Origin of the sequence: Streptomyces sp. NPDC086549, from assembly GCF_044746205.1 — a bacterium.
In the GTDB taxonomy this organism is placed as follows: Bacteria; Actinomycetota; Actinomycetes; order Streptomycetales; family Streptomycetaceae; genus Streptomyces.
In genome coordinates this window covers 499,471-521,194 of record NZ_JBIVBS010000004.1, presented here as the reverse complement: position 1 = coordinate 521,194, position 21,724 = coordinate 499,471, and the positions used below count along the sequence as shown (strand labels likewise).

General features: G+C 69.8%; 21 protein-coding genes. 9 read left to right on the top strand and 12 right to left on the bottom strand.

Annotated elements, in window-relative coordinates; genetic code table 11:
• Positions 1-39 precede the first annotated feature (39 nt).
• Both ACIPSA_RS17295 and ACIPSA_RS17290 read left to right on the top strand, forming a co-directional pair.
• Entirely contained in the window at positions 40-1,047 is a 1,008-nt protein-coding gene (locus tag ACIPSA_RS17295; RefSeq protein ID WP_402635063.1) for an acyl-CoA desaturase, read from the top strand.
• Positions 1,044-1,718 carry a TetR family transcriptional regulator gene (locus ACIPSA_RS17290; RefSeq protein WP_402635061.1) on the top strand — a complete coding sequence of 225 codons (675 nt, stop codon included), beginning with the start codon at positions 1,044-1,046 and terminating at the stop codon, positions 1,716-1,718. Before ACIPSA_RS17295 ends, ACIPSA_RS17290 begins: the two co-directional genes overlap by 4 nt.
• A gap of 2 nt (positions 1,719-1,720) precedes the next feature.
• Here the strand turns inward: ACIPSA_RS17290 and ACIPSA_RS17285 are convergent, their stop codons facing one another.
• Both ACIPSA_RS17285 and ACIPSA_RS17280 read right to left on the bottom strand, forming a co-directional pair.
• Complete coding sequence (locus ACIPSA_RS17285) at positions 1,721-2,080, bottom strand: VOC family protein (protein WP_402635058.1); 360 nt, start codon at positions 2,078-2,080, stop codon at positions 1,721-1,723.
• A 2-nt stretch (positions 2,081-2,082) separates the two neighbouring features.
• A complete protein-coding gene (locus ACIPSA_RS17280; RefSeq protein WP_402635056.1) occupies positions 2,083-2,895 on the bottom strand; it encodes a trans-aconitate 2-methyltransferase in 813 nt (270 codons plus the stop codon).
• A gap of 88 nt (positions 2,896-2,983) precedes the next feature.
• On the opposite strand from ACIPSA_RS17280, the gene tamR reads away from it, so the two are divergent.
• Positions 2,984-3,481 carry a MarR family transcriptional regulator TamR gene (gene tamR, locus ACIPSA_RS17275; protein WP_402635053.1) on the top strand — a complete coding sequence of 166 codons (498 nt, stop codon included), beginning with the start codon at positions 2,984-2,986 and terminating at the stop codon, positions 3,479-3,481.
• 57 nt (positions 3,482-3,538) lie between these two features.
• Here tamR and ACIPSA_RS17270 read toward each other — a convergent pair whose 3' ends face one another.
• Positions 3,539-4,312, bottom strand: a complete 774-nt coding sequence (locus ACIPSA_RS17270) for a LuxR C-terminal-related transcriptional regulator (protein WP_402635050.1) — start codon at positions 4,310-4,312, stop codon at positions 3,539-3,541.
• A gap of 266 nt (positions 4,313-4,578) precedes the next feature.
• Here ACIPSA_RS17270 and ACIPSA_RS17265 point away from each other — a divergent pair, with 266 nt between their 5' ends.
• Both ACIPSA_RS17265 and ACIPSA_RS17260 read left to right on the top strand, forming a co-directional pair.
• On the top strand, positions 4,579-5,034 hold the full coding sequence (locus ACIPSA_RS17265) for a GNAT family N-acetyltransferase (protein ID WP_402635047.1): 456 nt from the start codon (positions 4,579-4,581) through the stop codon (positions 5,032-5,034).
• 159 nt (positions 5,035-5,193) lie between these two features.
• Positions 5,194-5,667, top strand: coding sequence for a hypothetical protein (locus ACIPSA_RS17260; protein ID WP_402635044.1), 474 nt, complete (start codon positions 5,194-5,196; stop codon positions 5,665-5,667).
• Between the two features lie 109 nt (positions 5,668-5,776).
• Here the strand turns inward: ACIPSA_RS17260 and galK are convergent, their stop codons facing one another.
• Genes galK through galT form a run of 3 tightly spaced genes read right to left on the bottom strand, consistent with a single transcriptional unit; the run spans position 5,777 to position 8,957 of the window.
• A complete protein-coding gene (galK, locus tag ACIPSA_RS17255; protein WP_402635041.1) occupies positions 5,777-6,931 on the bottom strand; it encodes a galactokinase in 1,155 nt (384 codons plus the stop codon).
• Positions 6,931-7,899 (bottom strand): UDP-glucose 4-epimerase GalE, encoded by a 969-nt coding sequence (galE, locus tag ACIPSA_RS17250; protein ID WP_402635039.1) that lies wholly within the window; start codon positions 7,897-7,899, stop codon positions 6,931-6,933. The genes galK and galE overlap by 1 nt, the downstream gene beginning before the upstream one ends.
• Positions 7,896-8,957 (bottom strand): galactose-1-phosphate uridylyltransferase, encoded by a 1,062-nt coding sequence (gene galT, locus ACIPSA_RS17245; RefSeq protein ID WP_402635036.1) that lies wholly within the window; start codon positions 8,955-8,957, stop codon positions 7,896-7,898. Before galT ends, galE begins: the two co-directional genes overlap by 4 nt.
• Before the next feature lie 132 nt (positions 8,958-9,089).
• Here galT and ACIPSA_RS17240 point away from each other — a divergent pair, with 132 nt between their 5' ends.
• Positions 9,090-10,787, top strand: a complete 1,698-nt coding sequence (locus ACIPSA_RS17240) for a sodium:solute symporter family protein (protein WP_402635452.1) — start codon at positions 9,090-9,092, stop codon at positions 10,785-10,787.
• A 21-nt stretch (positions 10,788-10,808) separates the two neighbouring features.
• Positions 10,809-11,174: a hypothetical protein gene (locus tag ACIPSA_RS17235; protein ID WP_402635033.1), complete on the top strand. Its 366-nt coding sequence runs from the start codon at positions 10,809-10,811 to the stop codon at positions 11,172-11,174.
• A 56-nt stretch (positions 11,175-11,230) separates the two neighbouring features.
• On the opposite strand, the gene ACIPSA_RS17230 is transcribed toward ACIPSA_RS17235, so the two are convergent.
• The 4 genes from ACIPSA_RS17230 to ACIPSA_RS17215 form a co-directional block, all read right to left on the bottom strand.
• Positions 11,231-11,929, bottom strand: a complete 699-nt coding sequence (locus ACIPSA_RS17230) for a LuxR C-terminal-related transcriptional regulator (protein ID WP_402635030.1) — start codon at positions 11,927-11,929, stop codon at positions 11,231-11,233.
• 258 nt (positions 11,930-12,187) lie between these two features.
• Positions 12,188-13,891: a PQQ-binding-like beta-propeller repeat protein gene (locus ACIPSA_RS17225; protein WP_402635027.1), complete on the bottom strand. Its 1,704-nt coding sequence runs from the start codon at positions 13,889-13,891 to the stop codon at positions 12,188-12,190.
• A 61-nt stretch (positions 13,892-13,952) separates the two neighbouring features.
• Positions 13,953-15,791, bottom strand: coding sequence for a PQQ-binding-like beta-propeller repeat protein (locus tag ACIPSA_RS17220; protein ID WP_402635025.1), 1,839 nt, complete (start codon positions 15,789-15,791; stop codon positions 13,953-13,955).
• 234 nt (positions 15,792-16,025) lie between these two features.
• Positions 16,026-17,834, bottom strand: coding sequence for an ABC-F family ATP-binding cassette domain-containing protein (locus ACIPSA_RS17215; RefSeq protein WP_402635023.1), 1,809 nt, complete (start codon positions 17,832-17,834; stop codon positions 16,026-16,028).
• A 243-nt stretch (positions 17,835-18,077) separates the two neighbouring features.
• On the opposite strand from ACIPSA_RS17215, the gene ACIPSA_RS17210 reads away from it, so the two are divergent.
• Complete coding sequence (locus tag ACIPSA_RS17210) at positions 18,078-19,286, top strand: RNA-guided endonuclease InsQ/TnpB family protein (protein WP_402635021.1); 1,209 nt, start codon at positions 18,078-18,080, stop codon at positions 19,284-19,286.
• A 118-nt stretch (positions 19,287-19,404) separates the two neighbouring features.
• A complete protein-coding gene (locus ACIPSA_RS17205) occupies positions 19,405-19,935 on the top strand; it encodes a Uma2 family endonuclease (RefSeq protein WP_402635018.1) in 531 nt (176 codons plus the stop codon).
• Positions 19,936-19,949: 14 nt separating this feature from the next.
• Here the strand turns inward: ACIPSA_RS17205 and ACIPSA_RS17200 are convergent, their stop codons facing one another.
• Complete coding sequence (locus ACIPSA_RS17200) at positions 19,950-20,843, bottom strand: 4-(cytidine 5'-diphospho)-2-C-methyl-D-erythritol kinase (protein ID WP_402635016.1); 894 nt, start codon at positions 20,841-20,843, stop codon at positions 19,950-19,952.
• Positions 20,840-21,709 carry a 16S rRNA (adenine(1518)-N(6)/adenine(1519)-N(6))-dimethyltransferase RsmA gene (gene rsmA / locus ACIPSA_RS17195; protein ID WP_402635013.1) on the bottom strand — a complete coding sequence of 290 codons (870 nt, stop codon included), beginning with the start codon at positions 21,707-21,709 and terminating at the stop codon, positions 20,840-20,842. The genes ACIPSA_RS17200 and rsmA overlap by 4 nt, the downstream gene beginning before the upstream one ends.
• Between the last annotated feature and the right edge of the window lie 15 nt (positions 21,710-21,724).

Genomic DNA, 21,724 nt, shown 5'->3' with positions numbered 1-21,724 from the left:
CGGCACCTGTTCCAACCCTCGACCCCACAGGGGACGCTCATGACCACGAGGTCCGATGTGATCGACGACGCCCCGAAGGCGACCGACACCCCACTCCCCTCCGCCACTCTGGGCGGTGAGCAGAAGCGCTCGGTCGAGCAGATCACGCTGTTGCTGTTCATCACCGTGCCGTTCCTCGCGCTGGTGGCGGCGGTGCCGCTGGCCTGGGGCTGGGGCGTGAGCTGGCTGGACCTGGGCCTGATGGTCTTCTTCTACTTCCTGGGCTGCCACGGCATCACGATCGGTTTCCACCGCTACTTCACCCATGGTTCGTTCAAGGCCAAGCGGCCCCTGAGGATCGCTCTGGCGATCATGGGTTCGCTGGCGGTCGAGGGCCCGCTGGTGCGCTGGGTCGCCGACCATCGCAAGCACCACAAGTTCTCGGACGCGGAGGGTGACCCGCACTCTCCGTGGCGGTTCGGTGAGACGGTTCCGGCGCTGATGAAGGGCCTGTGGTGGGCGCACATCGCCTGGATGTTCGACGAGGAGCAGACGCCGCAGGAGAAGTACGCGCCGGATCTGATCAAGGATCCGGCGATCCGGGCGATCTCCCGCCAGTTCATCTGGTGGACCGCGGTGTCGCTGCTCCTCCCGCCGCTGGTCGGCGGTCTGGCCACGATGTCCTGGTGGGGTGCGTTCACGGCGTTCTTCTGGGGGTCACTCGTGCGGGTGGCTCTGCTGCACCATGTGACGTGGTCGATCAACTCGATCTGTCACGCGGTGGGCAAGCGGCCGTTCAAGTCCCGTGACCGTTCGGGGAACGTGTGGTGGCTGGCGGTGCTGTCGTGCGGCGAGTCCTGGCACAACCTGCACCACGCCGACCCGACCTCGGCGCGGCACGGTGTGGAACGGGGTCAGGTGGACTCGTCGGCGCGGCTCATCCGCTGGTTCGAGATGTTCGGCTGGGCGTACGACGTGCGCTGGCCGTCACGCTCGCGTATCGATTCGCGCCGGAACACCGGTGAAGGCGGCTCTCGACGGGGGGCGGAGGCCGCGAAGGCGGCATGATTGACGCTGTGGCGACCGACTCCAGCACTCCCAGTACCGAAAAGCCGCGGCGAGCGCGCCGGACCCGTATGACGGGGGCCGAGCGCCGCCAGCAGTTGCTGGAGATCGGGCGCACCCTGTTCGCCGCGAAGGGTTTCGAGGGCACGTCGGTGGAGGAGATCGCGGCGAAGGCCGGGGTGTCCAAGCCGGTGGTGTACGAGCACTTCGGCGGCAAGGAGGGGCTGTACGCGGTGGTGGTGGACCGCGAGATGCGGCGGCTGCTCGACATGGTGACGAGCAGCCTGACGGCCGGCCACCCTCGTGAGCTGTGCGAGCAGGCGGCGTTCGCTCTTCTCGACTACATCGAGGAGTACACGGACGGTTTCCGCATTCTGGTCCGGGACTCGCCCATCCCGCAGTCGACGGGTTCCTTCGCGTCCCTGATCTCGGACATCGCCACCCAGGTGGAGGACATCCTGGGGCGCGAGTTCAAGAGCCGTGGCTTCGATCCGAAGCTGGCGCCGCTGTATGCGCAGGCGCTGGTCGGCATGGTGGCGCTGACCGGGCAGTGGTGGCTGGACGTGCGCCGCCCGAAGAAGGCGGAGGTCGCCGCCCACCTGGTGAATCTGGCGTGGCACGGGCTGGACGGGCTGGAGCCGAAGCCGCGGTTGATCGGGCACCGCAGGAGCTGAGGTCAGCGGGGCTCCAGGAACTCCAGCCGGTTGCCCACCGGATCCTCCGAGTAGAAGCGGCGGTGGCCCGGCAGGTTGTCGTCCCAGGTCACCGGCGCGCCCTTCGCGGCGAGCCGGGCCGCGTACGCCTCGATGTCGGTCACCCGGAGTCCGGGGTGCGCCTTGCGTGCCGGGCGGAAGTCCTCCTCGATGCCCAGGTGCAGCTGTACGGCCCCCGCCCGGAACCAGCGGCCCCCGCGTGCGGCGAGCACCGGCGGCTTGGGGATCTCCGTCATGCCGAGGACGTCGACGTAGTACGCGCGCAGCGCTTCCTCCGCCCCCGGTGGTGCCGCCAGCTGTACGTGGTCGACCGCGACGAGCATCCTCACTCCCCCTTCACGGCCACCGCGAACAGCCGGCGGAACGGCAGGACCGTGCCGTACGGCGCGGCCGGGTACGCCTCCCGCAGCAGGTCGCGGTACTCCGTGACGAACGCGTCCCGCGCCTCGGGGTCGTCGGCCAGGGCGGTCAGGGCGGGGCGCAGGCCCGTGCCCTTCACCCAGTCCAGGACCGGGTCCTCGCCCTGCAGGACGTGGAGGTACGTCGTCTGCCACACGTCGGTGGCGCAGCCGAGGCGGGCGAGCCGGTCGAGGTAGACGCCGGGGGCGTGGACGGAGTCCTCGTGGCGCAGGACGTCGGCGAGGCGGGCTTTCCAGCGGGGGGTGGCGGCGAGTTCGCGCATCAGGGCGTGCAGCGGGGCGTCGATGTTGTCGGGGACCTGGAAGGCGAAGGTGCCGCCGGGTTCGAGGGCGCCGATCCAGTCGGCGAAGCGGTCGGCGTGGCCGGGCACCCAGTGGAGGGTGGCGTTGCTGACGATGAGGTCGTACGGCTCTTCGGGCGTCCAGGTCCGTACGTCGGCGTGGGCGAAGTCCAGGCGGCCTGCGCCGGGTGTGGGCCCCTCGTGGTCGACGTGGGCCTTGTCGAGCATCTCGGGTGAGTTGTCGTAGCCGGTGATGTGCGCGGCGGGCCAGCGTTCGGCGAGCAGGGCGGTGACGTTGCCGGGGCCGCAGCCGAGGTCGGCGATGCGGGGCCGGGTGTCGGGCAGGTCGGGGATGCGGGCGAGGAGGTCGGTGAAGGGACGGGCGCGGTGACCGGCGTGACGGAGGTACTGGCCGGGGTCCCAGGTCGGCTTGGTCATGTCTCCACTGTCCCCGCCCGCTTATCTCGATGTCAAGAGACTCGATATCAAGAGACTTCACGTCGACACAACCACTACACTGATCGCCATGGAGGACGAGGTCGATCGGCTGGTCGCTGCGTGGCGCCGGGAGCGCCCGGACCTCGACGTGGAACCGCTCGAAGTGCTCAGCCGGGTGAGCAGACTGGCCAGGCACCTGGACCGGGCACGCCGGCTGGCCTTCGCCGAGCACCAGCTGGAGCCCTGGGAGTTCGACGTCCTGACCGCGCTCAGGCGCGCGGGAAACCCGTACCAGCTGTCGCCGGGACAACTGCTGACGCAGACGCTGGTCACCTCGGGCACGATGACGAACCGCATCGACCGCCTGGCGAAGAAGGGCCTGGTGGAGCGGCTGCCCGACCCGAGCGACCGGCGCGGCGTGCTGGTGCGCCTGACGGACGAGGGCCAGGACCGCGCGGACCAGGCCCTGGCGGGCCTGCTGGATCAGGAACGGGCGATCCTCGCCGAGCTCTCCACCGCCCAGCGCAGCGAACTGGCGGCACTGCTACGCCAGTTGACCGCCCCGTTCGACAACATCCCCGGCTGAGGGCCTGCCGGGCGGATCACCCGGAGACCCGCGGCCCGGCACGCACGTCCGCGCCGATCAGGCGCTGTTGGTTTCCTGCGGCCTGATCCGCCCGGCAGAGCCCAGGTCGACCGGCCCCACCCCGGCGCGCCGCGCGAGGGCGACGGCGGCGAGGGTGGAGTGGACGCCCAGCTTGCCGAGGACGTTCTGCATATGGGTGCGCACGGTGTGCGGGGAGAGGAACAGCCGCTCGGCGACGGCCTTGCGGCCCAGGCCGGCGACCATGCACCGCAGCACCTCCCGCTCCCGCGGGGTGAGCGACTCCACCAGCCGTTCGCTCTCGGTGCGGTGCTTGCGGGCGGCCGTCAGTTCCCGCAGCACGCCGGTGAGCAGGGCGGGCGGGAGGTGGGTCTCGTCGCGCAGGACGCCCCGGATGACGTTCAGCAGCCGGGACAGTGAGCAGTCCTTGGCGACCCACCCGGAGGCACCCGCCTGCAGGGCCAGGGCCGCGCGCCGCGGATCGTCCTTCTCGGCGAGCACGACGGTCCGTACGCCGGGCTGCGCCGCACGGACGCCCGCGACCAGCGATATCCCGTCGACGAGCCCCTCCTCGTTGCCCTCCTGCACCGGCACGGCCGGCCGCACGCCGGGCACATGACCGCCCAGGTCGGCATCGACGAGCAGGACGTCGTAGCGGCGGCCCTCGGCGGTCGCCCGTTCCAGGCAGCGCAGCGCGGCCGGACCGCTGCCGGCCGCGGAGACATCCACGTCGGGCTCGGCGGCAAGTGCCGCGGCGAGCGACTCGGCGAAGATGCGATGGTCGTCGACGACCAGGACTCGGATACGAACCATGAAACCCCCTTCCCCAAGCTCCGCAAGGAGCAGGGGAAACCCCATCGTCCGGAGAACGCCGACCGGCGCGGGTACGACACCCGTGGGCGGGGGTGACGCAAACCGCACGGCCGCCGCCGTGCGTTCACTGCTACCCCCACCGCGGGCGTCGTACCCGACTGTCTCGCCCCCTGATCGGCACCGGCCCCCACCGGTGCTGTTCATCAGGGTACGGCCGGGGGCCGGGAGCGGAAGGCAATTTGCAGAACTGGCCGTCCAGCGCGTTTATGGTGTGCCGCATGTTTCGTATTGAGGCGGAAGTCGACAAGGCGAGGCGCGATCTTCTCCGTTCCCGGCTGCTGGACACCAACACGGCGGCGTCCCCGGTCCTTGCGGCGCTGCGCGGCACCCCCGCGGAACGGGAACTCCCGCTCCACGTATGGGCCTTGGACGAGACCGGGGAGCTTGCGGGCGGACTGGTCGGCCACACCTGGACGACCTGGCTGCACGTGACGTACCTGTGGGTCGACGGGCGCCACCGCGGCTCGGGCCTCGGCTCCCGGCTGCTCGCCGAGGCGGAACGCATCGCCCACCAGGACCGCGGCTGCCGCTCGGTACGCCTGGAGACGTGGGACTTCCAGGCCCCGGGTTTCTACCAGAAGCAGGGCTACGAGGTGGTGTGCGTGATCCCCGACTATCCGCCGGGGATCACGGAGTACACGCTGACGAAGAGCCTGGGGTGAATCGCGCCCACGGGCGACGCCCAGGGCGTCGGCCGTGGGCAACAAGTACTGGAACTGGTACTGGTTCGCGTCGAAGCACTCACGGAGAACCAAGCTCCTCAACAAATGCGTCCACCGCACGTGACAGGCTGGCCCCCTCACAGGAAGTAGGAGTGCGCTGTGAAGCGTCGACGTCTTCTGGCCGTGCTGGCCGCTCTGACCGTCGCGTCCGGCTGCTCGTCCCATGACGACAAGGCCGAATCGCCAAGCTCCTCGAACCCGTCAAGCTCGGCGTCCTCCGACGGGGCCCGCGAGGCCGTCGTCGCGTACGTGGACGCTCTGAACTCCCGCAGCGCCACCGGGCTGATCCAGGTCGGGGGTGTGAAGGACGAGAAGTGGTCCAGGCAAGAGGCTGCCCGGATGCTCACCGACAGAGGCGGGCGGGGATGGAAGATCAAGGACGTGCGGATCGACCACGACATGGGCCCTGCCACCGGCTCCGCCCGCCTCGTGGCCGAGGACAAGGCGGGCAAGGTCCTGCGAGACACCTTCACCGTGACGCGGGAGAAGGGCACTTGGCGTCTTATGGTCTTCACCCACCAGCCCTCCGGGTCCGGCAAGGAATCCGCCTCGACCGACAAGCCGAGTTCCTGACCGGCCCGTTGGACCGGACCTGAACACGTCACCATGTTGTGGTTGCGGAGCACGAGGTCGGCCCCGTACGTGGTATTCGCGCACGGGGCCGACCAAGTCGTACAAGGGCTCAGCCCACCCGGCGCGCCCCCGCCGCCGGAACCGCCTCGAACACCCGCGGTGCGGTGAAGTCCGCCGCCGCGAAGGCCTCCTCGACCGCCTTGGTGATCGTGTCGACGTCGGTGGCCTCCGCGAGGACGATCGCCGAGCCGCCGAAGCCGCCGCCGGTCATGCGGGCGCCGAGCGCCCCGGCGGACAGGGCGGTGTCGACGACGAGGTCAAGCTCGGGGCAGGAGATGCGGAAGTCGTCGCGCAGCGAGGCGTGGCCCTCGGTGAGGACCGGGCCGATCGCCCGGGTATCGCCCGACTCCAGGAGCGCCACGACGCGTTCGACGCGCTGGTCCTCCGTGACGACGTGGCGCACCAGGCGGCGCACTTCCTCCTCGTCGCCCAGCCGGGCGAGTGCCGCGTCCAGGCCGTCGTAGGGGATGTCCCTGAGCGCGTCGACGCCGAGCAGCGCCGCGCCCTTCTCGCAGCCGGCCCGGCGCTTGCCGTACTCGCCATCGCTGTGGGCGTGCTTGACCTGGGTGTCGACCACCAGCAGGCGCATTCCCTCGGCCGCCAGGTCGAAGGGGATCTGCTTCTGGGAGAGGTCGCGGGTGTCGAGGAACAGGGCGTGGCCCTCCTCGCAGCAGGCCGACGCGGTCTGGTCCATGATGCCGGTGGGGGCGCCGACGTAGACGTTCTCGGCGCGCTGGCACAGGCGGGCCAGCTGCCAGCGCTGGAGGCCGAGTTCGTACAGGTCGCTGAGGGCCAGCGCGATCACGACCTCCAGGGCGGCCGAGGAGGACAGGCCGGCGCCCGTCGGGACCGTGGAGGAGAGGTGGACGTCGGCGCCGGTGACCGGGTGGCCGGCCTCGCGCAGCGCCCAGACCACGCCGGCCGGGTACGCCGTCCAGTTGCGGTCGCTCCCGGGTGCGAGGGCGTCGAGGGACAGCTCGACGACGCCGCCCTCGACGTCCGAGGAGTGCAGGCGCAGCACGCCGTCCGTGCGCCGTGACACCGCCGCCGTCGCCACGTGCGGCAGCGCGAACGGCATCACGAAGCCGTCGTTGTAGTCGGTGTGCTCGCCGATCAGGTTGACCCGGCCCGGCGCCGACCAGACTCCGTCCGGTTCCGCCCCGTACAGCTCGGCGAAGCCCTCACGGACCTGCTGTGCCCCCACTACTGCTCCCTTGTGATCTTCTGCGCGAACTCCCATGCGTCCGCGACGATACCCGCGAGGTCCGCGCGGGACGGGTTCCAGCCGAGGCGCTCGCGGGCGGCCCGGGCGGAGGCGACGAGGACGGCGGGGTCGCCGCCCCGGCGCGGGGCCACGACCTCGGGGATCGGGTGGCCGGTGACCTCGCGGACGGTCTCGATGACCTGGCGGACCGAGAAGCCCTCGCCGTTGCCGAGGTTGCAGATGAGATGCTCGCCGGGCTGTGCGGCCGTCAGGGCCAGCAGGTGGGCCTCGGCCAGGTCCGCGACGTGGATGTAGTCGCGGATGCAGGTGCCGTCCGGGGTCGGGTAGTCGTCGCCGTAGATCGAGATGGCGTCGCGGCGGCCCTGGGCGACCTGGAGGACGAGGGGGATGAGGTGCGACTCGGGGTCGTGCCGCTCGCCCTGCGCGCCGTAGGCGCCGGCCACGTTGAAGTAGCGCAGGGAGACCGCGCCGAGGCCGTGGGCGGCGGCCTCGCCGGTGATCATGTGGTCGACGGCGAGCTTGGAGGCGCCGTAGGGGTTGGTGGGCCGGGTGGGGGCGGTCTCGACGATCGGGACCTGCTCGGGCTCGCCGTAGGTGGCCGCTGTGGAGGAGAAGACCAGCTTGCGGACGCGCGCCTCGCGCATCGCGCCGAGCAGCGCCATGGTGCCGCCGACGTTGTTGTCCCAGTACTTCTCGGGCTTCACGACCGACTCGCCGACCTGGGAGAAGGCGGCGAAGTGCAGGACTCCGTCGTAGGAGGGGTCGAGCCACTTGGCGGCGTCGCGGATGTCGCCCTCGATGAAGGAGGCGCCCGCGGGCACGCCGTCGCGGAAGCCGGTCGAGAGGTTGTCCAGGACCGTGACCTCGTGGCCGGCCTCCAGCAGGTGCTGGGCGACGACGCCGCCGACGTAGCCCGCACCACCGGTCACCAGATACTTGCCGCTCATGAACTCGCTACCTCTCGCAGTCGCTCGGCCGCGCGTTCCGGCGGCACGTCGTTGATGAACACGCTCATGCCGGATTCGGAACCCGCGAGAAACTTCAGCTTGCCGGAAGTGCGGCGGATGGTGAAAAGCTCAAGGTGGAGCGCGAAGTCGTCACGGCTGACGCCCTCGAACTCCTCCAGCTGGCCGAACGGCGCCTGGTGCCAGGCGCAGATGTACGGCGTCGGAGGTTCACCCTCGCCGAAGATCCGGTCGAAGCGCCTCAAGAGTTCCAGATAAACCTTGGGGAATTCTGAGCGCGCCGCCTCGTCGAGCGCGAGCAGGTCGGGCACCCGGCGCTTCGGGTACAGGTGGACCTCGTAGGGCCAGTGCGCGGCGTACGGCACGAAGGCCACCCAGTGTTCACCCTCAAGGACGACCCGCTCACCGGCGAGTTCCTGCTCGATGACGGTGTCGAAGAGGTTGGCCCCGCCGGTCGCCTCCTTGTGGGCGGCGAGGGAGCGCAGCATCAGCGCGGTGCGCGGGGTGGTGAAGGGGTACGCGTAGATCTGGCCGTGCGGGTGGCCGAGCGTCACGCCGATCTCTTCGCCGCGGTTCTCGAAGCAGAACACCTGCTCGACGGAGGGGAGATGCGACAGCTCGGATGTCCGGTCGGTCCACGCGTCGAGGACGAGGCGTGCCTGTTCCTCGGTGAGGTCGGCGAAGGACGCGTTGTGGTCGGAGGTGAAGCAGACGACCTCGCAGCGGCCCGAGTCTCCGGCCAGTGACGGGAAGCGGTTCTCGAAGACGACGACGTCGTACGACGAGTCCGGGATCTCACTGAGACGGCCGTCCCTGGAGGGGCACAGCGGGCACTCGTCGGCCGGCGGGTGGTAGGTGCGGCCCTGCCGGTGCGAGGCGATCGCGACCTGGTCGCCGAGCAGCGGGTCGCGGCGGGTCTCGGAGGTGGTCACGGTGCGGTCGAGCGGACGCCGGTCGACCGCGTCACGCACGGTGTCGTCCCGCAGGTCGTAGTAGATCAACTCACGACCGTCTGCCAGTCGAGTCGAGGTCTTCTTCACTGCGGACTCCCTATTCGGGCCACTGCTCAACCTTCAAACAGAAACGAACACACCAAAACACAACTCACCACGACAGTCAACATCGCAATCAAACAAGGTGGCTGAGCGGACGTGTTCAATAACGGAGTGCAAATCACCACATATGCCCTCAGGCAGGCCCCCGAGCAGTTGGCAGCCGTGCTGCGGCTCCCCACGAACGGGCTGGACTACACGATCCTCGCGATCTACTTCGCCGTCGTCCTGGGCATCGGCTTCGCGGCCCGCCGCTCGGTGAAGACCAGCCTCGACTTCTTCCTCTCCGGGCGCTCCCTGCCCGCCTGGATCACCGGTCTCGCGTTCATCTCGGCCAACCTGGCCGCCACCGAGATCCTGGGCATGGCAGCCAACAGCGCGCAGTACGGCGCCTACACCGTCCACTGGTACTGGATCGGCGCCATCCCCGCCATGGTCTTCCTCGGCCTGGTGATGATGCCCTTCTACTACGGCAGCAAGGTCCGCTCGGTCCCCGAGTTCCTGCTGCTCCGCTTCGACAGGTGGGCCCACCTGCTGAGTTCGATCCTGTTCGCCTTCGCGGCGATCCTGATCGCCGGTGTGAACCTGTACGCCCTCGCGATCGTGGTCGAGGCGCTGCTGGGCTGGCCGCAGTGGGTGGCGATCGTGGTCGCCGGCTTCTTCGTGCTCGCCTACATCACCCTCGGCGGCCTGTCCTCGGCGATCTACAACGAGGTGCTCCAGTTCTTCGTGATCCTGGCGGCCCTCATCCCGATCTCCGTGCTCGGCCTGAAGAAGGTCGGCGGCTGGAGCGGGCTGACCGACAGGCTCACCGTCCTGCACGGCCATGACTTCGTCACCGCGTGGGGCGGCACGGGCATCGGCAGTCCCAACCCGCTCGGCGCGAACTGGCTGACCATCGTCGTCGGCCTGGGCTTCGTGCTGTCCTTCGGCTACTGGACGACCAACTTCGCCGAGGTGCAGCGCGCCCTGTCCGCGAAGAACCTCTCGGCCGCGCAGCGCACACCGCTGATCGCCGCGTACCCGAAGATCTTCATCGTCTTCCTGGTGATGATCCCGGGCCTGGTCGCCGCCGCGCTGGTGCCGAACATCGGCACCAAGGGCTCCCCTCTCCAGTACAACGACGCCATCCCCTACCTGATGCAGGAGCTGCTGCCCAACGGCGTGCTCGGCATCGCGGTGACCGGCCTGCTGGCCGCGTTCATGGCCGGCATGGCGGCCAACGTGTCGTCCTTCAACACGGTGTTCACCAACGACATCTGGGCGAAGTACGTCGTGCGGCACCGCGAGGACGCGTACTACGTCCGCTTCGGCCGCCTGATCACCGCGATCGGCGTCGCGGCCTCCGTCGGCACGGCGTTCCTGGCTTCCTCGTTCTCGAACATCATGGCCTACCTGCAGACCCTGTTCTCCTTCTTCAACGTGCCGATGTTCGTCGTCTTCATCGTCGGCATGTTCTGGAAGCGGGCGTCCGCGAAGTCCGGCTTCTGGGGACTGCTCGCCGGCACGGTCACGGCGATGGTCAACTACTTCGTGATCTACAAGAACGGGATCATCGGCATCCCCACCGACCAGGGCGCCAATTTCGTCTCCGCGATCGCGGGCTTCGTCGCCGGCGCGGTGGTCATGTTCCTCGTCTCCCTGTTCACCGCGCCGAAGCCGGCCGACGAGCTGGAAGGCCTCGTCTACGGCACCCGGTCCCCCGGGATGGCCGAGCCGCCCGCCGCCGGCGACGACGCCTGGTACCGCAAGCCGGCCCTGCTGGGCTGGGGCGCGGTGATCCTGGCCGCCGCCTGCTACATCCCGTTCTCGTTCTGACCGCGGGAGGATGGAGAAACCATGTCCGACCACCCCGAACACCCCCAGCACTCCGGGCACCCGGAGTACCCCGGACACCCCGGGTACTCCGAGAAGGACGTCCAGCGGGAAGTCACCGAGCTGGAGCACCAGTCCACGACCGCCGCCCGCATCTTCGACCTGCGCCGCATCATCGGCGTCCTGTTCGTCGTCTACGGCGTCATCGTCACCGTCGCCGGCCTCACCGCCTCCGACGCCGAGATCGCCAAGGCCGAGGGCGTCAACATCAACCTGTGGACCGGCATCGGCATGCTGCTGCTCGGCCTGTTCTTCCTGGCCTGGCTGAAGCTGCGGCCCACGCCTCCGCCGCTCCCGGCCGCCGAACCGGAGGACAGGCCGACCGAATGACGCCCGGGGCCGGAGTACCGGTACTCCGGCCCCGTCGGCACGAGAGAACCGCGTTCCTACGCGTCCGGGCGCAAAGCCGTCGCGTTCGTCACCGGTCCCGCCCTGTCCAGCAGCCCCGTCCGGGCCGCCAGCGCCGCCGCCTCCAGCCGGGAGCCGACCCCCAGTTTCATCAGGACACGCTGCACATGCGTACGGGCGGTGCTCGGGGCGATGCCCATACCGGCCGCGATCAGCCGGGTGTCCTCGCCGTCGGCGACCCTGACCAGGACCTCGACCTCCCGTGGGGTGAGCATCTGCAGCAGGCGCTGGCCCTCGTCGTCGGGCTGGGCGGCGGGGTTGAGAAGCTCACTGAAGGCTCCCTGCAACAGCTGCGGGGCGACGGCCGCCTCGCCGGCCCTGGCCTTCATGATCGCCCGCTCGACCCCTTCTATCCGCTCGTCGTGACGCACGTACCCCGACGCGCCGGCCGCGAAGGCGGCCGCGATCCCGCGCGGGGACGGCACCGGACCCAGGACCAGCACCGCGACCTGCGGACGCTCCCGCTTGATCCGCACCACCGGGTCGAAAGCCCCCGGCTCGGCCGGTGCCGCCGTGCCCAGCAGGCAGACCTCGGGCGCACGGCTGATCACCAGCTCCGCCGCCCCCGCGGCCGGAGCAGCCGCCGCGAGCACCCGGTGCCCGCGCAGCTTCAGCGCCGAGGCCAGCGCCTCCGCCAGCAACCGGTGGTCGTCGACCACCATGAGCCGCACTCCCATAGAGCAACCCCCCAGTCCCCCCAATGGATGCCCCACTATGGATGCCCACTGGTCCCCATGGACAGAGGGCCCCCCGGCACCCCCGCCCTTCATGCCCCCGGAAGCTACACGCTTGTTCGACGTCGCGCTGCCCCTACTGATGAGAAGTGCCCCGGATCGACGGAATTTCCGGCATTCGAGGGTGATGAGCGGTACGCGCACGGCCCCGCCCCTGAACAGGGACGGGGCCGGCGGCCAGGAGCAGGAAGGGGCGCGCGATCAGCCGCCCGCGCCGAACCCGACCGCCAGGTACGCGTTGGAGTACGAGTCCATCTTGTGGGCGTAGGTCCCCGCCATGTAAAGACGCCCCTGCGCGTAGAGGATCTCCGCGGAATCCGGCAGCATGCCGGATTCCAGTTTCCGCACCTCCTCGGTGGCCGGGTTCTCCAGCAGCCCGGTCTCCTTGAAGGAGCCGCCGTCGATGCTGACGATCTGGCCGCCCTTGTCGTACGGCGGGGACTTGTACGCGATCAGGTTGCCGCCGTCCATGCGCAGCGGGGAGATCGTGTAGCCGTCACCGGCGTCGGCGCGCTGGCCGGTCTGCTTGCCGGTGCCCAGGTCGAACGCCACGATCTCGTTGGTCTTGCCGTACTCCCCGCTGCTGTCGTGCTCCTCGGTCGGCACGTACAGACTGTCGTTGCCGACCACGATCTGCTTGCAGAACTCGATGCGGGAGATGCCGTCGCAGCGGCCGCCGTAGGAGTCACCGGGCGCCGAGATCCTGGTGCGCAGCCTGCCGGTCCTGTTGTCGATGGAGAAGTAGTCCGAGATGCCGCTGCCGTCGCCCGCGCTGTCGCCGACGTCGGCGGCCACCACCAGCGGATCCGTCGACACGACACTGGCGTACTCGATGCCCGACGCCATCTTGTACTCGGAGATCACCTTCCCGGACTTCGGGTCGATGGTCTGGATGTGCAGCTGCTGGTTGTCGTACTTACCGCACTTGCGCACCGCCACCAGCTTCTCGCCGCCGCCGTACCCGGCGTCGTAGCAGGTGTCGGTCGGCTTCGGCTGCCACAGCACCTTGCCGGAGTCGACGTCGAAGGCGGCACCGCCGTTGGTGCTGCCGACCGCGACGGTCCGCTGGGCGACCGTCACGTTCTCGAAACTGATCGGGTAGTCACCTGCGTCGACCGACTGCGTCCACAGCTTCTTGCCCGCGTCGAGGTCGATCGCCGCGACCTGGCTGCACCCCGCGGTGGAGTTCTTCGCGGGCATCTTCGGCTGGAAGACGATCGCCGTCCGGTGGTCCGAGGTGACGTGGTCGGTGACGGCGCAGACCGGGCCGGGCAGCTTGACCGTCCACAGCTTGCCCCCCTTGTCGGGGTCGTAGCCGTTGATCTGGGCTATACCGCTCTTGGCGTACACCTTGTCGGTGAGCCAGGAGCCGGCGGTGACGACCGTGTCGTTCGTCTTGGGCAGCGGGACGCGGAAGAGGACCTTGGAGGCGGTGTCGGAGGGCACCTTCTCCTTGCCGCCCGAGGACGTGCCCCCTCCGCCGCCGGTGCCGCCGCTGGAGCCCGCGGTGTCGTGCTTCGTGCCGCCGTCGGCGGACGACTTCGCGTACCAGACGCCACCGCCGACGATCAGGGCGATCACGACGAGGGCCGAGACGATGATGACGAGCGAGGCGTTGGCCTTCCGCCCGCCGCCGCCCGGCTGACCGGGCTGCGGGCCGTACGGGTTCGGCTGAGCGTACGGGTTCGGCTGAGCGTACGGGTTCGGCTGCGGGCCGGGGTAGCCGTATCCCGGGGGCGGCTGGGGGGCGCCCTGCGGGGCCTGGGGATATCCGTAGCCGGGCGGCGGGGGCGTCTGCGGGTAGCCGTATCCCGGGGCGGGCGGCTGCTGCGGCGGCTGGTCCTGGGGCGGGCCGAAACCGCCCTGTTGCGGAGGCTGGTTGGGCGGAGGCGGCGGCTGGGTCATGGCAGGTGTACCTCGGAGAACGCTCGGAACGGCGGGGACGACGGGAAGGTCTGGGGAAGGCTCACTTGCCGAAGGCAAGCATCAGCTTCTCCTTCGTGTCGTCGTTGCCGGACAGCCGGGTGGAGGAGATGTAGAAGCGTCCGTCGGCCCAGTCGACGGCACCGTCGTAGAAGCCGTCCTCGATGTCCGCGGTGCCCTGCGGGTGCTGCAGCAGCTTCGTCGGCTTGTGGCCGGCGCCGGTCGTCGGGATCGACACGACCTGGCCGCCCGCGTCGTACGACGGACGGACGTAGGCGATGAGCTTTCCGCCCTCCACCTTGACGGGCGTCATCGACTCGTCCGCGGGGGACTTCACGCGCCACTTCTCCTTGCCGTTCGCAAGGCTGATCGCGACGATCTCGTTGGCACCGCTGGTGGACTCGGTGGGCAGATAGAGGGTGCCCGCGTCGACGGCGACGCCCTGGCAGCCCTGGAGGTCGCGATCGAGGACGGCCCAGCCGCACTGGGGGGCGAAGTGCTCGTCGACGCCGACCTCCGAGCGGAACTTGCCGGCGGCGGTGAAGGTGGAGATGTTCCAGGCCTTCTTGTCCTCGTTGGTCAGGTAGACCACGAGCGGGTCGACGGAGTAGGTCCGCGCCACTGTCCAGCCCTTCTTCACCGGCTGGGTCCACCTGACCTTGCCGGTGGCCGGGTCGAGCTCCTGGATCTCGTCGTGCTCGTTGCTGCCGGTGGCGTCGCAGGAGGCCACGGAGATCAGACGGTTCGTGCCGCCCGCGAACGCGGTCGGGAAGCAGTCGGTGCCGTACCTCTTCTTGTCGTACAGCTTCTTGCCGCTGTCGAGGTCGTACGCCGTGCCCGACTGCGAGCGGCCCACCATCAGCGTCTTGCCTGCGATGGCCAGCTCGACCGTGATCGTGCTGTCGAAGAGCGCGCCGTCGGCGACCGTGCCGCTCCAGCCCTTCTTGCCCGTGTCGAGGTCGATCTGCTGGAGCTGGTTGCACTTGGCGCGGTCGCTGGTACCGCTCATGTACGCCACGACGACCTTGTTGTCGGCCGACTTCAGCGGGGTGACCGCGCAGATCTTCTGCGGGAAGGTGACCGGGGCCCAGGCCGGGTCACCGTCGCCGACGCGGTAGCCGAAGACCTGCTTGTACGCCGCCTTCACCGCCGTCCTGCCGGTGATCCACATGCCGGGCGCGTCGGCGCCGGAACCGGGCGCGTCCGGCGCCGACTTGTACCAGAGCACCTTGGCCTCGCCGGCCTTGCGGCCCTTGTTGAGGTTGTCCGGGTCCGAGCCGCCGTCACCGCTGCCGTCACCGGGGTTGACCGGGTCGGTGGAGCCCGTGGACTTGGAGTCGTCGCTCTGCTCGGCGACCGGCTTCTTCTTGCCGCCGTCGTTGCCGGCAACCGCGTACACGGTCCCGCCGACGACCAGCAGCGCCGCCACCGCGGCCCCGATGATCACCGCGGGCTTCCCCTTGAAGGGGCCACCGGAACCGCCGGGCGGCGGGGTGCCGGGCGCGCCCGGGTACTGCGGCTGCTGCGGGTAGCCGTAACCGGGCTGCTGTCCGTACGGCCCCTGCTGCTGCGGCTGCCCGTACGGGCCGGGGGCGCCATAGGGACCCGGCTGGGCGTAGGGGCCGGGCTGGTCGTAGGGGCCGGGCTGCTGCGGGTAGCCGTAACCCGGCTGCGGCTGCTGGGGCGGCTGGACGGGCGGCGGAGGGGGAGCGGGGGTGCCCTGGGGAGCAGGGGGAGCGGGCTGTGGAACGGCCTGGGGAGCTCCGAAACCTCCCTGCGCGGGCGGTGGCTGCGGGGCTCCGAAGCCACCGCCCTGTGGCGGCTGGTCCTGCGGCGCTCCGGAACCACCTTGCTGCGGCGGTTGGTTGGGCGGCTGGGACATCAGCGTTCTTCCCCCTCGTTCACTGATTTTTAGCCACGCCCTGAGGTTCGTGAAGGACCCAAGGTCGTACTCAGAAAGTTCTCAGACGGCTCTTTGTATCACTCGGCACAGACAGCACACGGGGCCGTGCCCGCCCCTGTTCCCAAGGGAGAACCGGCCCGTGATGCCGTTGTTATGCGCCTTCACGCCCCCTCCACGCGGCGCTCGCGCCCCCTGCGCGAGATACGCCAAAGGTCAGGCGTCCTCCGCCAGTTCCAGCCACCGCAGCTCCAGGTCCTCCCGCTCGCCGGCCAAGTCCCGCAGCTCGGAGTCGAGTTCGGCGACCTTCGCGAAGTCCGTCGCGTTCTCCGCGATTTGGGCGTGCAGCTTGGTCTCCTTCTCGGAGATCCGGTCCAGCTGGCGCTCGATCTTCTGGAGCTCCTTCTTGGCGGCGCGCTGGTCGGCGGCGCTCTTCTCCGGAGCGGCGGCCCTGGGTGCCGCGGCGGCGGCCGAGGCGGCGACCGCCTCCTCCATCCGCTGCCGCCGCTCCAGGTACTCGTCGATGCCGCGCGGCAGCATCCGCAGGGCGGCGTCACCGAGGAGGGCGAACACCCGGTCGGTGGTGCGCTCGACGAAGAACCGGTCGTGGGAGATGACGATCATCGAACCGGGCCAGCCGTCGAGGACGTCCTCCAGCTGGGTGAGGGTCTCGATGTCGAGGTCGTTGGTGGGCTCGTCGAGGAAGAGGACGTTGGGCTCGTCCATCAGCAGCCGCAGCAGCTGGAGGCGGCGCCGCTCACCACCGGACAGGTCCCCCACCGGCGTCCACTGCTTCTCCTTGTTGAAGCCGAACGTCTCGCACAGCTGACCCGCCGTCATCTCGCGCCCCTTGCCGAGGTCGACGCGCTCGCGCACCTGCTGGACCGCCTCCAGGACGCGCAGGTTGGGGTCGAGTTCCCCCACCTCCTGGGAGAGGTAGGCGAGCTTCACGGTCTTGCCGACGGTCACGCGGCCGCCCGCGGGCTGCGCCTCGCCCTCCGTCCGTGCCGCGTCGGCCATGGCGCGCAGCAGGGAGGTCTTGCCGGCGCCGTTGACACCGACGAGGCCGATCCGGTCGCCGGGGCCGAGCTGCCAGGTGACGTGCTTGAGCAGCTCCTTGGGGCCGGCGTTCACGCTGACGTTCTCGAGGTCGAAGACGGTCTTGCCGAGTCGCGACGAGGCGAACTTCATCAGCTCGCTGCTGTCCCGGGGCGGCGGCACGTCCTTGATCAGCTCGTTGGCGGCCTCGACGCGGAAGCGCGGCTTGGAGGTACGGGCCGGGGCGCCGCGGCGCAGCCAGGCCAGCTCCTTCCTGACCAGGTTCTGCCGCTTGGTCTCCTCGGTGGCGGCGATGCGCTCACGCTCCGCGCGGGCGAAGACGTAGTCGGAGTAGCCGCCCTCGTACTCGTAGACGTCGCCGCGCTGCACGTCCCACATGCGGGTGCAGACCTGGTCCAGGAACCACCGGTCGTGCGTCACGCAGACCAGCGCCGAGCGGCGGTTCTGCAGGTGCTTGGCGAGCCAGGAGATGCCCTCGACGTCGAGGTGGTTGGTGGGCTCGTCGAGGACGAGCATGTCCTGCTCCTCGATGAGCAGCTTGGCCAGCGCGATACGGCGCCGCTCTCCACCGGACAGCGGTCCGATGACGGTGTCGAGGCCCTTGGGGAAGCCCGGCAGGTCGAGGCCGCCGAAGAGCCCGGTCAGTACGTCTCTGACCTTGGCGTTGCCCGCCCACTCGTGGTCGGCCATGTCGCCGATGACCTCGTGACGGACGGTGGCCTCGGGGTCGAGGGAGTCGTGCTGCGTGAGCACGCCGAGCCGCAGCCCGCCGGAGTGCGTGACACGCCCGGTGTCGGCCTCCTCCAGCTTGGCGAGCATCCGGATCAGGGTGGTCTTGCCGTCGCCGTTGCGTCCGACGACCCCGATCCGGTCCCCTTCCGACACGCCGAGTGAGACGCCGTCCAGCAGGGCACGGGTGCCGTACACCTTGCTGACGTTCTCGACATTGACCAGGTTGACGGCCATTTCACTCCTGCGTACGGGGGTCGGTCAGCCTTCAAGCGTAGGGCCTGCGGCGGGGGTGGCGGGGCGCGAGGGGGTGGTCACCCTTTGTGATGACATGATCGGGTCTCCAACCGCTGATTAGTTGGCCGTGATTCGTCAGGGTGTCCCTCCACGGGGTGAACGCTGGCCGGTTCCCAGGGCTGTGCGCGTGCATGAAATGCATGATCGGTGGTGACCGAGAACGAAGCAGAAGGAGGAGCAGACGTGATCCGCGCGTACAAGTTCCTTCTTCGCCCCACAGCCCGTCAGGCCCAGACGCTTCCCGAGATGCTGGCCGACCACTGCTCCCTCTACAACGGCGCGCTCCAGGAGCGCCGGGACGCCTACCAGCACACCTCGAAGACGAGCATCACGTACGGCGGCCAGTCCGCGCAGCTGAAGGAGATCCGCGCTTTCGACCCGGAGCGCCAGGGTCGCTGGTCCTTCTCCTCCCAGCAGGCCACGCTGCGCCGCCTCGACAGGGCGTTCGCCGCCTTTTTCCGCCGTGTGAAGAACGGCGCAACACCCGGATACCCGCGCTTCAAAGGCACTGGACACTTCGACACTGTCGTCTTCCCCAGGGACGGCGACGGCTGTCGCTGGAACTCCACCCCGCACGATCCGCAGACCCGGGTGCGTCTCCAGGGCATCGGACACATCCGCGTTCATCAGCATCGCCCGGTCAAAGGGCGAGTGAAGACGGTCGCGGTCAAACGCGAGGGAAGACGCTGGTACGTCGTCCTGTCCTGCGACAACGTTCCCGCCGAACCTCTGCCACATGCGGACGCGGTCATCGGCATCGATATGGGCATCACCCACTTCCTGACCACCTCGGACGGCGAACACATCGCCAACCCCCGCTTCCTCCGAAAAGCGGCCGAGGAGCTCGCCGAAGCACAGCGGCATCTGGCGACGTTCCCCAAGCACACCAAGCAGCGCACAAAGAAGCACCGTGCCGCCGCGCGGAAGGTTGCCAGGATCCACGCGAGGATCCGGCGCCAGCGCCTGGACCACGCGCACAAGACCGCTCTCATGCTTGTCCGCGACCACGAAGTGATCGCCCACGAACGGCTGAACACCGCGGGCATGACCAAAGTGCCCGTACCCAAGCCCGACCCCGAACAGCCTGGCGTCTTCCTCCCAAACCAGAGGGCCGCAAAAGCCGGGCTCAACAGGTCGATTCTTGACACGGGTTGGGGGGTGTTCCTCGCGATCCTCACCAACAAGGCTGAAAGCGCCGGTCGGACCGTCATCGCAGTGGACCCCCGCAACACCTCCCGTACCTGCCCCAACTGCGGGCACGTCGCGAAGGAGAACCGCGTCACCCAAGCGAAGTTCGAATGCGCGGCGTGCCGCTTCACCGCAAACGCGGACCATGTCGGCGCTCTGAACATCCTCAACAGGGCCGGGCTGGCCCTCTGCGACGCTGCTTAGCCAGCGATCCAGGAAGCCCTCGCGTTTACGCGCGGGTGGAGTCACGACCGAATACGAGTCCGAATCCGTGTCGCAGCACAGCCACTGGCACGTGTCGCCCCAAAAGGACGGCTATAACGTGGACGACCTGCTCACGCTGCCCGACCTCCCGCCGCACATCCAGCTGATCGACGGGACCCTGGTACTCACGCATCCGCAGTCCTCGTACCACTCCGTCGGGGTCGACCTGCTGGTGGGCGGCCTTCGTGCCAGCCGACCGGCCGAGTTCAAGGTCAGTCGGCAGACGACCGTCATCCTCGACGAGCGCAACGGTCCCGAACCGGATGTCACCGTGACCCGGGCCGACGCGTGCAGAGGGCTGGACCAGGTCAGCTTCCAGGCCAAGGACGTCCTCCTGGCCGTGGAAGTCGTCTCACCGGACTCGGCTTCCCTCGACCGCACGGCCAAGCCACAGAAGTACGCCGCTGCCGGGATCCCGAACTTCTGGCGCGTCGAGCAGGACGGAATCACCGGCAGGCCTGTTATCCACGTCTACGAACTTGACCCGGTGACCAGGGTGTACGTCTATGCAGGCATGCACCGCGACCGCCTCAAGGTCGAGAAGCCCTACCCCATCGACATCGACCTGACCGCCATCGACGACCTCTGAGCCCGAACGTCATCTCAGAGCACCGTCGCCCCCGATACCGGCCCCGCCGCCGTCCGTACCGTCCTGCACGTGCCGGATGCCCGCAGCGCCGCCGCCACCTTCTCCGCCGACTCGGTGTCGCGTGTGAGGAAGGCCGTCGTAGGGCCGGAGCCGGAGACCAGCGCCGCCAGTGCGCCCGCCCCGCGACCGGCCGCGAGCGTGTCCGCCAGCTCGGGGAAGAGGGAGAGAGCGGCGGGCTGGAGGTCGTTGGTGACGGCCGCCGCCAGCGCGTCCGGGTCGCCCTTCGCGAGGGCGTCCAGGAGGTCGGCGGAGGCCACCGGCTCCGGGATCTCCCGCCCCTCGGCCAGCCGGTCGAACTCGCGGAAGACCGCCGGGGTGGACAGGCCGCGCTCGGCCATCGCGAAGACCCAGTGGAAGGTGCCGCCGACGTCGAGGGCGGTCAGCTGCTCGCCACGCCCGACGCCGAGGGCGGCGCCGCCGACCAGGCTGAACGGCACGTCGCTGCCGAGGTCGGCGCAGATGGCGAGGAGTTCGGCGCGGGAGGCGCCGGCGTTCCACAGGGTGTTGCAGGCCAGCAGCGCGCCCGCGCCGTCGGCGCTGCCGCCCGCCATGCCGCCGGCGACCGGGATGTCCTTGGCGATGTGGAGGTGCACGGCCGGGTCGATGCCCCGGCGCCCGGCGAGCGCGATCGCGGCGCGCGCGGCGAGATTGGTGCGGTCCAGCGGGACCTGGGCGGCGTCCGGGCCCTCGCAGGTGACGCGGAGCTCGTCGGCGGGGGTGACGGTGACCTCGTCGTACAGGCCGACCGCGAGGAAGACGTTGGCGAGGTCGTGGAAGCCGTCGGGGCGGGCGGCGCCCACCGCGAGCTGGACGTTGACCTTGGCCGGGACGCGTACGGTGACGCTCACTTCCCGGCCTCCTTGTTCTCGGCGATCCGGGCGAACTCCTCGACCGTCAGGGCCTCCCCGCGCGCCTGCGGCGAGATCCCGGCGGCGACCAGGGCGGCCTCGGCGGCGGCCGGGGACCCGGCCCAGCCGGCGAGCGCGGCCCGCAGCGTCTTGCGGCGCTGCGCGAAGGCGGCGTCGACGACTGCGAAGACCTCCTTCTTGGAGGCCGTGGTCTTGATCGGCTCGGCCCGCCGGACGAGGGAGACGAGTCCGCTGTCGACGTTCGGCGCGGGCCAGAAGACGTTGCGGCCGATCGCTCCGGCGCGCTTCACGTCGGCGTACCAGTTCGCCTTCACGGACGGCACGCCGTACACCTTGTTCCCGGGCGCGGCGGCGAGCCGGTCGGCGACCTCCGACTGCACCATCACCAGCGTCCGCTCGATGCTGGGGAAGGTGTCGAGCATGTGCAGCAGCACCGGGACGGCCACGTTGTACGGCAGGTTCGCGACCAGCGCCGTCGGGGCGGGGCCGGGCAGCTCGGCGACGTGCATCGCGTCGGAGTGGACCAGCGCGAACCGCTCCGCACGCTGCGGCATGCGCGCCGTGATCGTCGCGGGCAGCGCGGCGGCCAGGACGTCGTCGATCTCGACGGCGGTGACGCGGTCGGCGACCTCCAGCAGGGCCAGGGTGAGGGAGCCGAGCCCCGGGCCGACCTCGACGACGACGTCGTCCGGACGGACGTCGGCGGTGCGGACGATACGGCGGACCGTGTTCGCGTCGATCACGAAGTTCTGGCCGCGCTGCTTGGTGGGACGCACGCCCAGCGCTGCCGCGAGTTCACGGATGTCGGCGGGGCCGAGGAGGGCGTCGGGAGTGGGGCTGCTCACGGGACAAGGGTACGG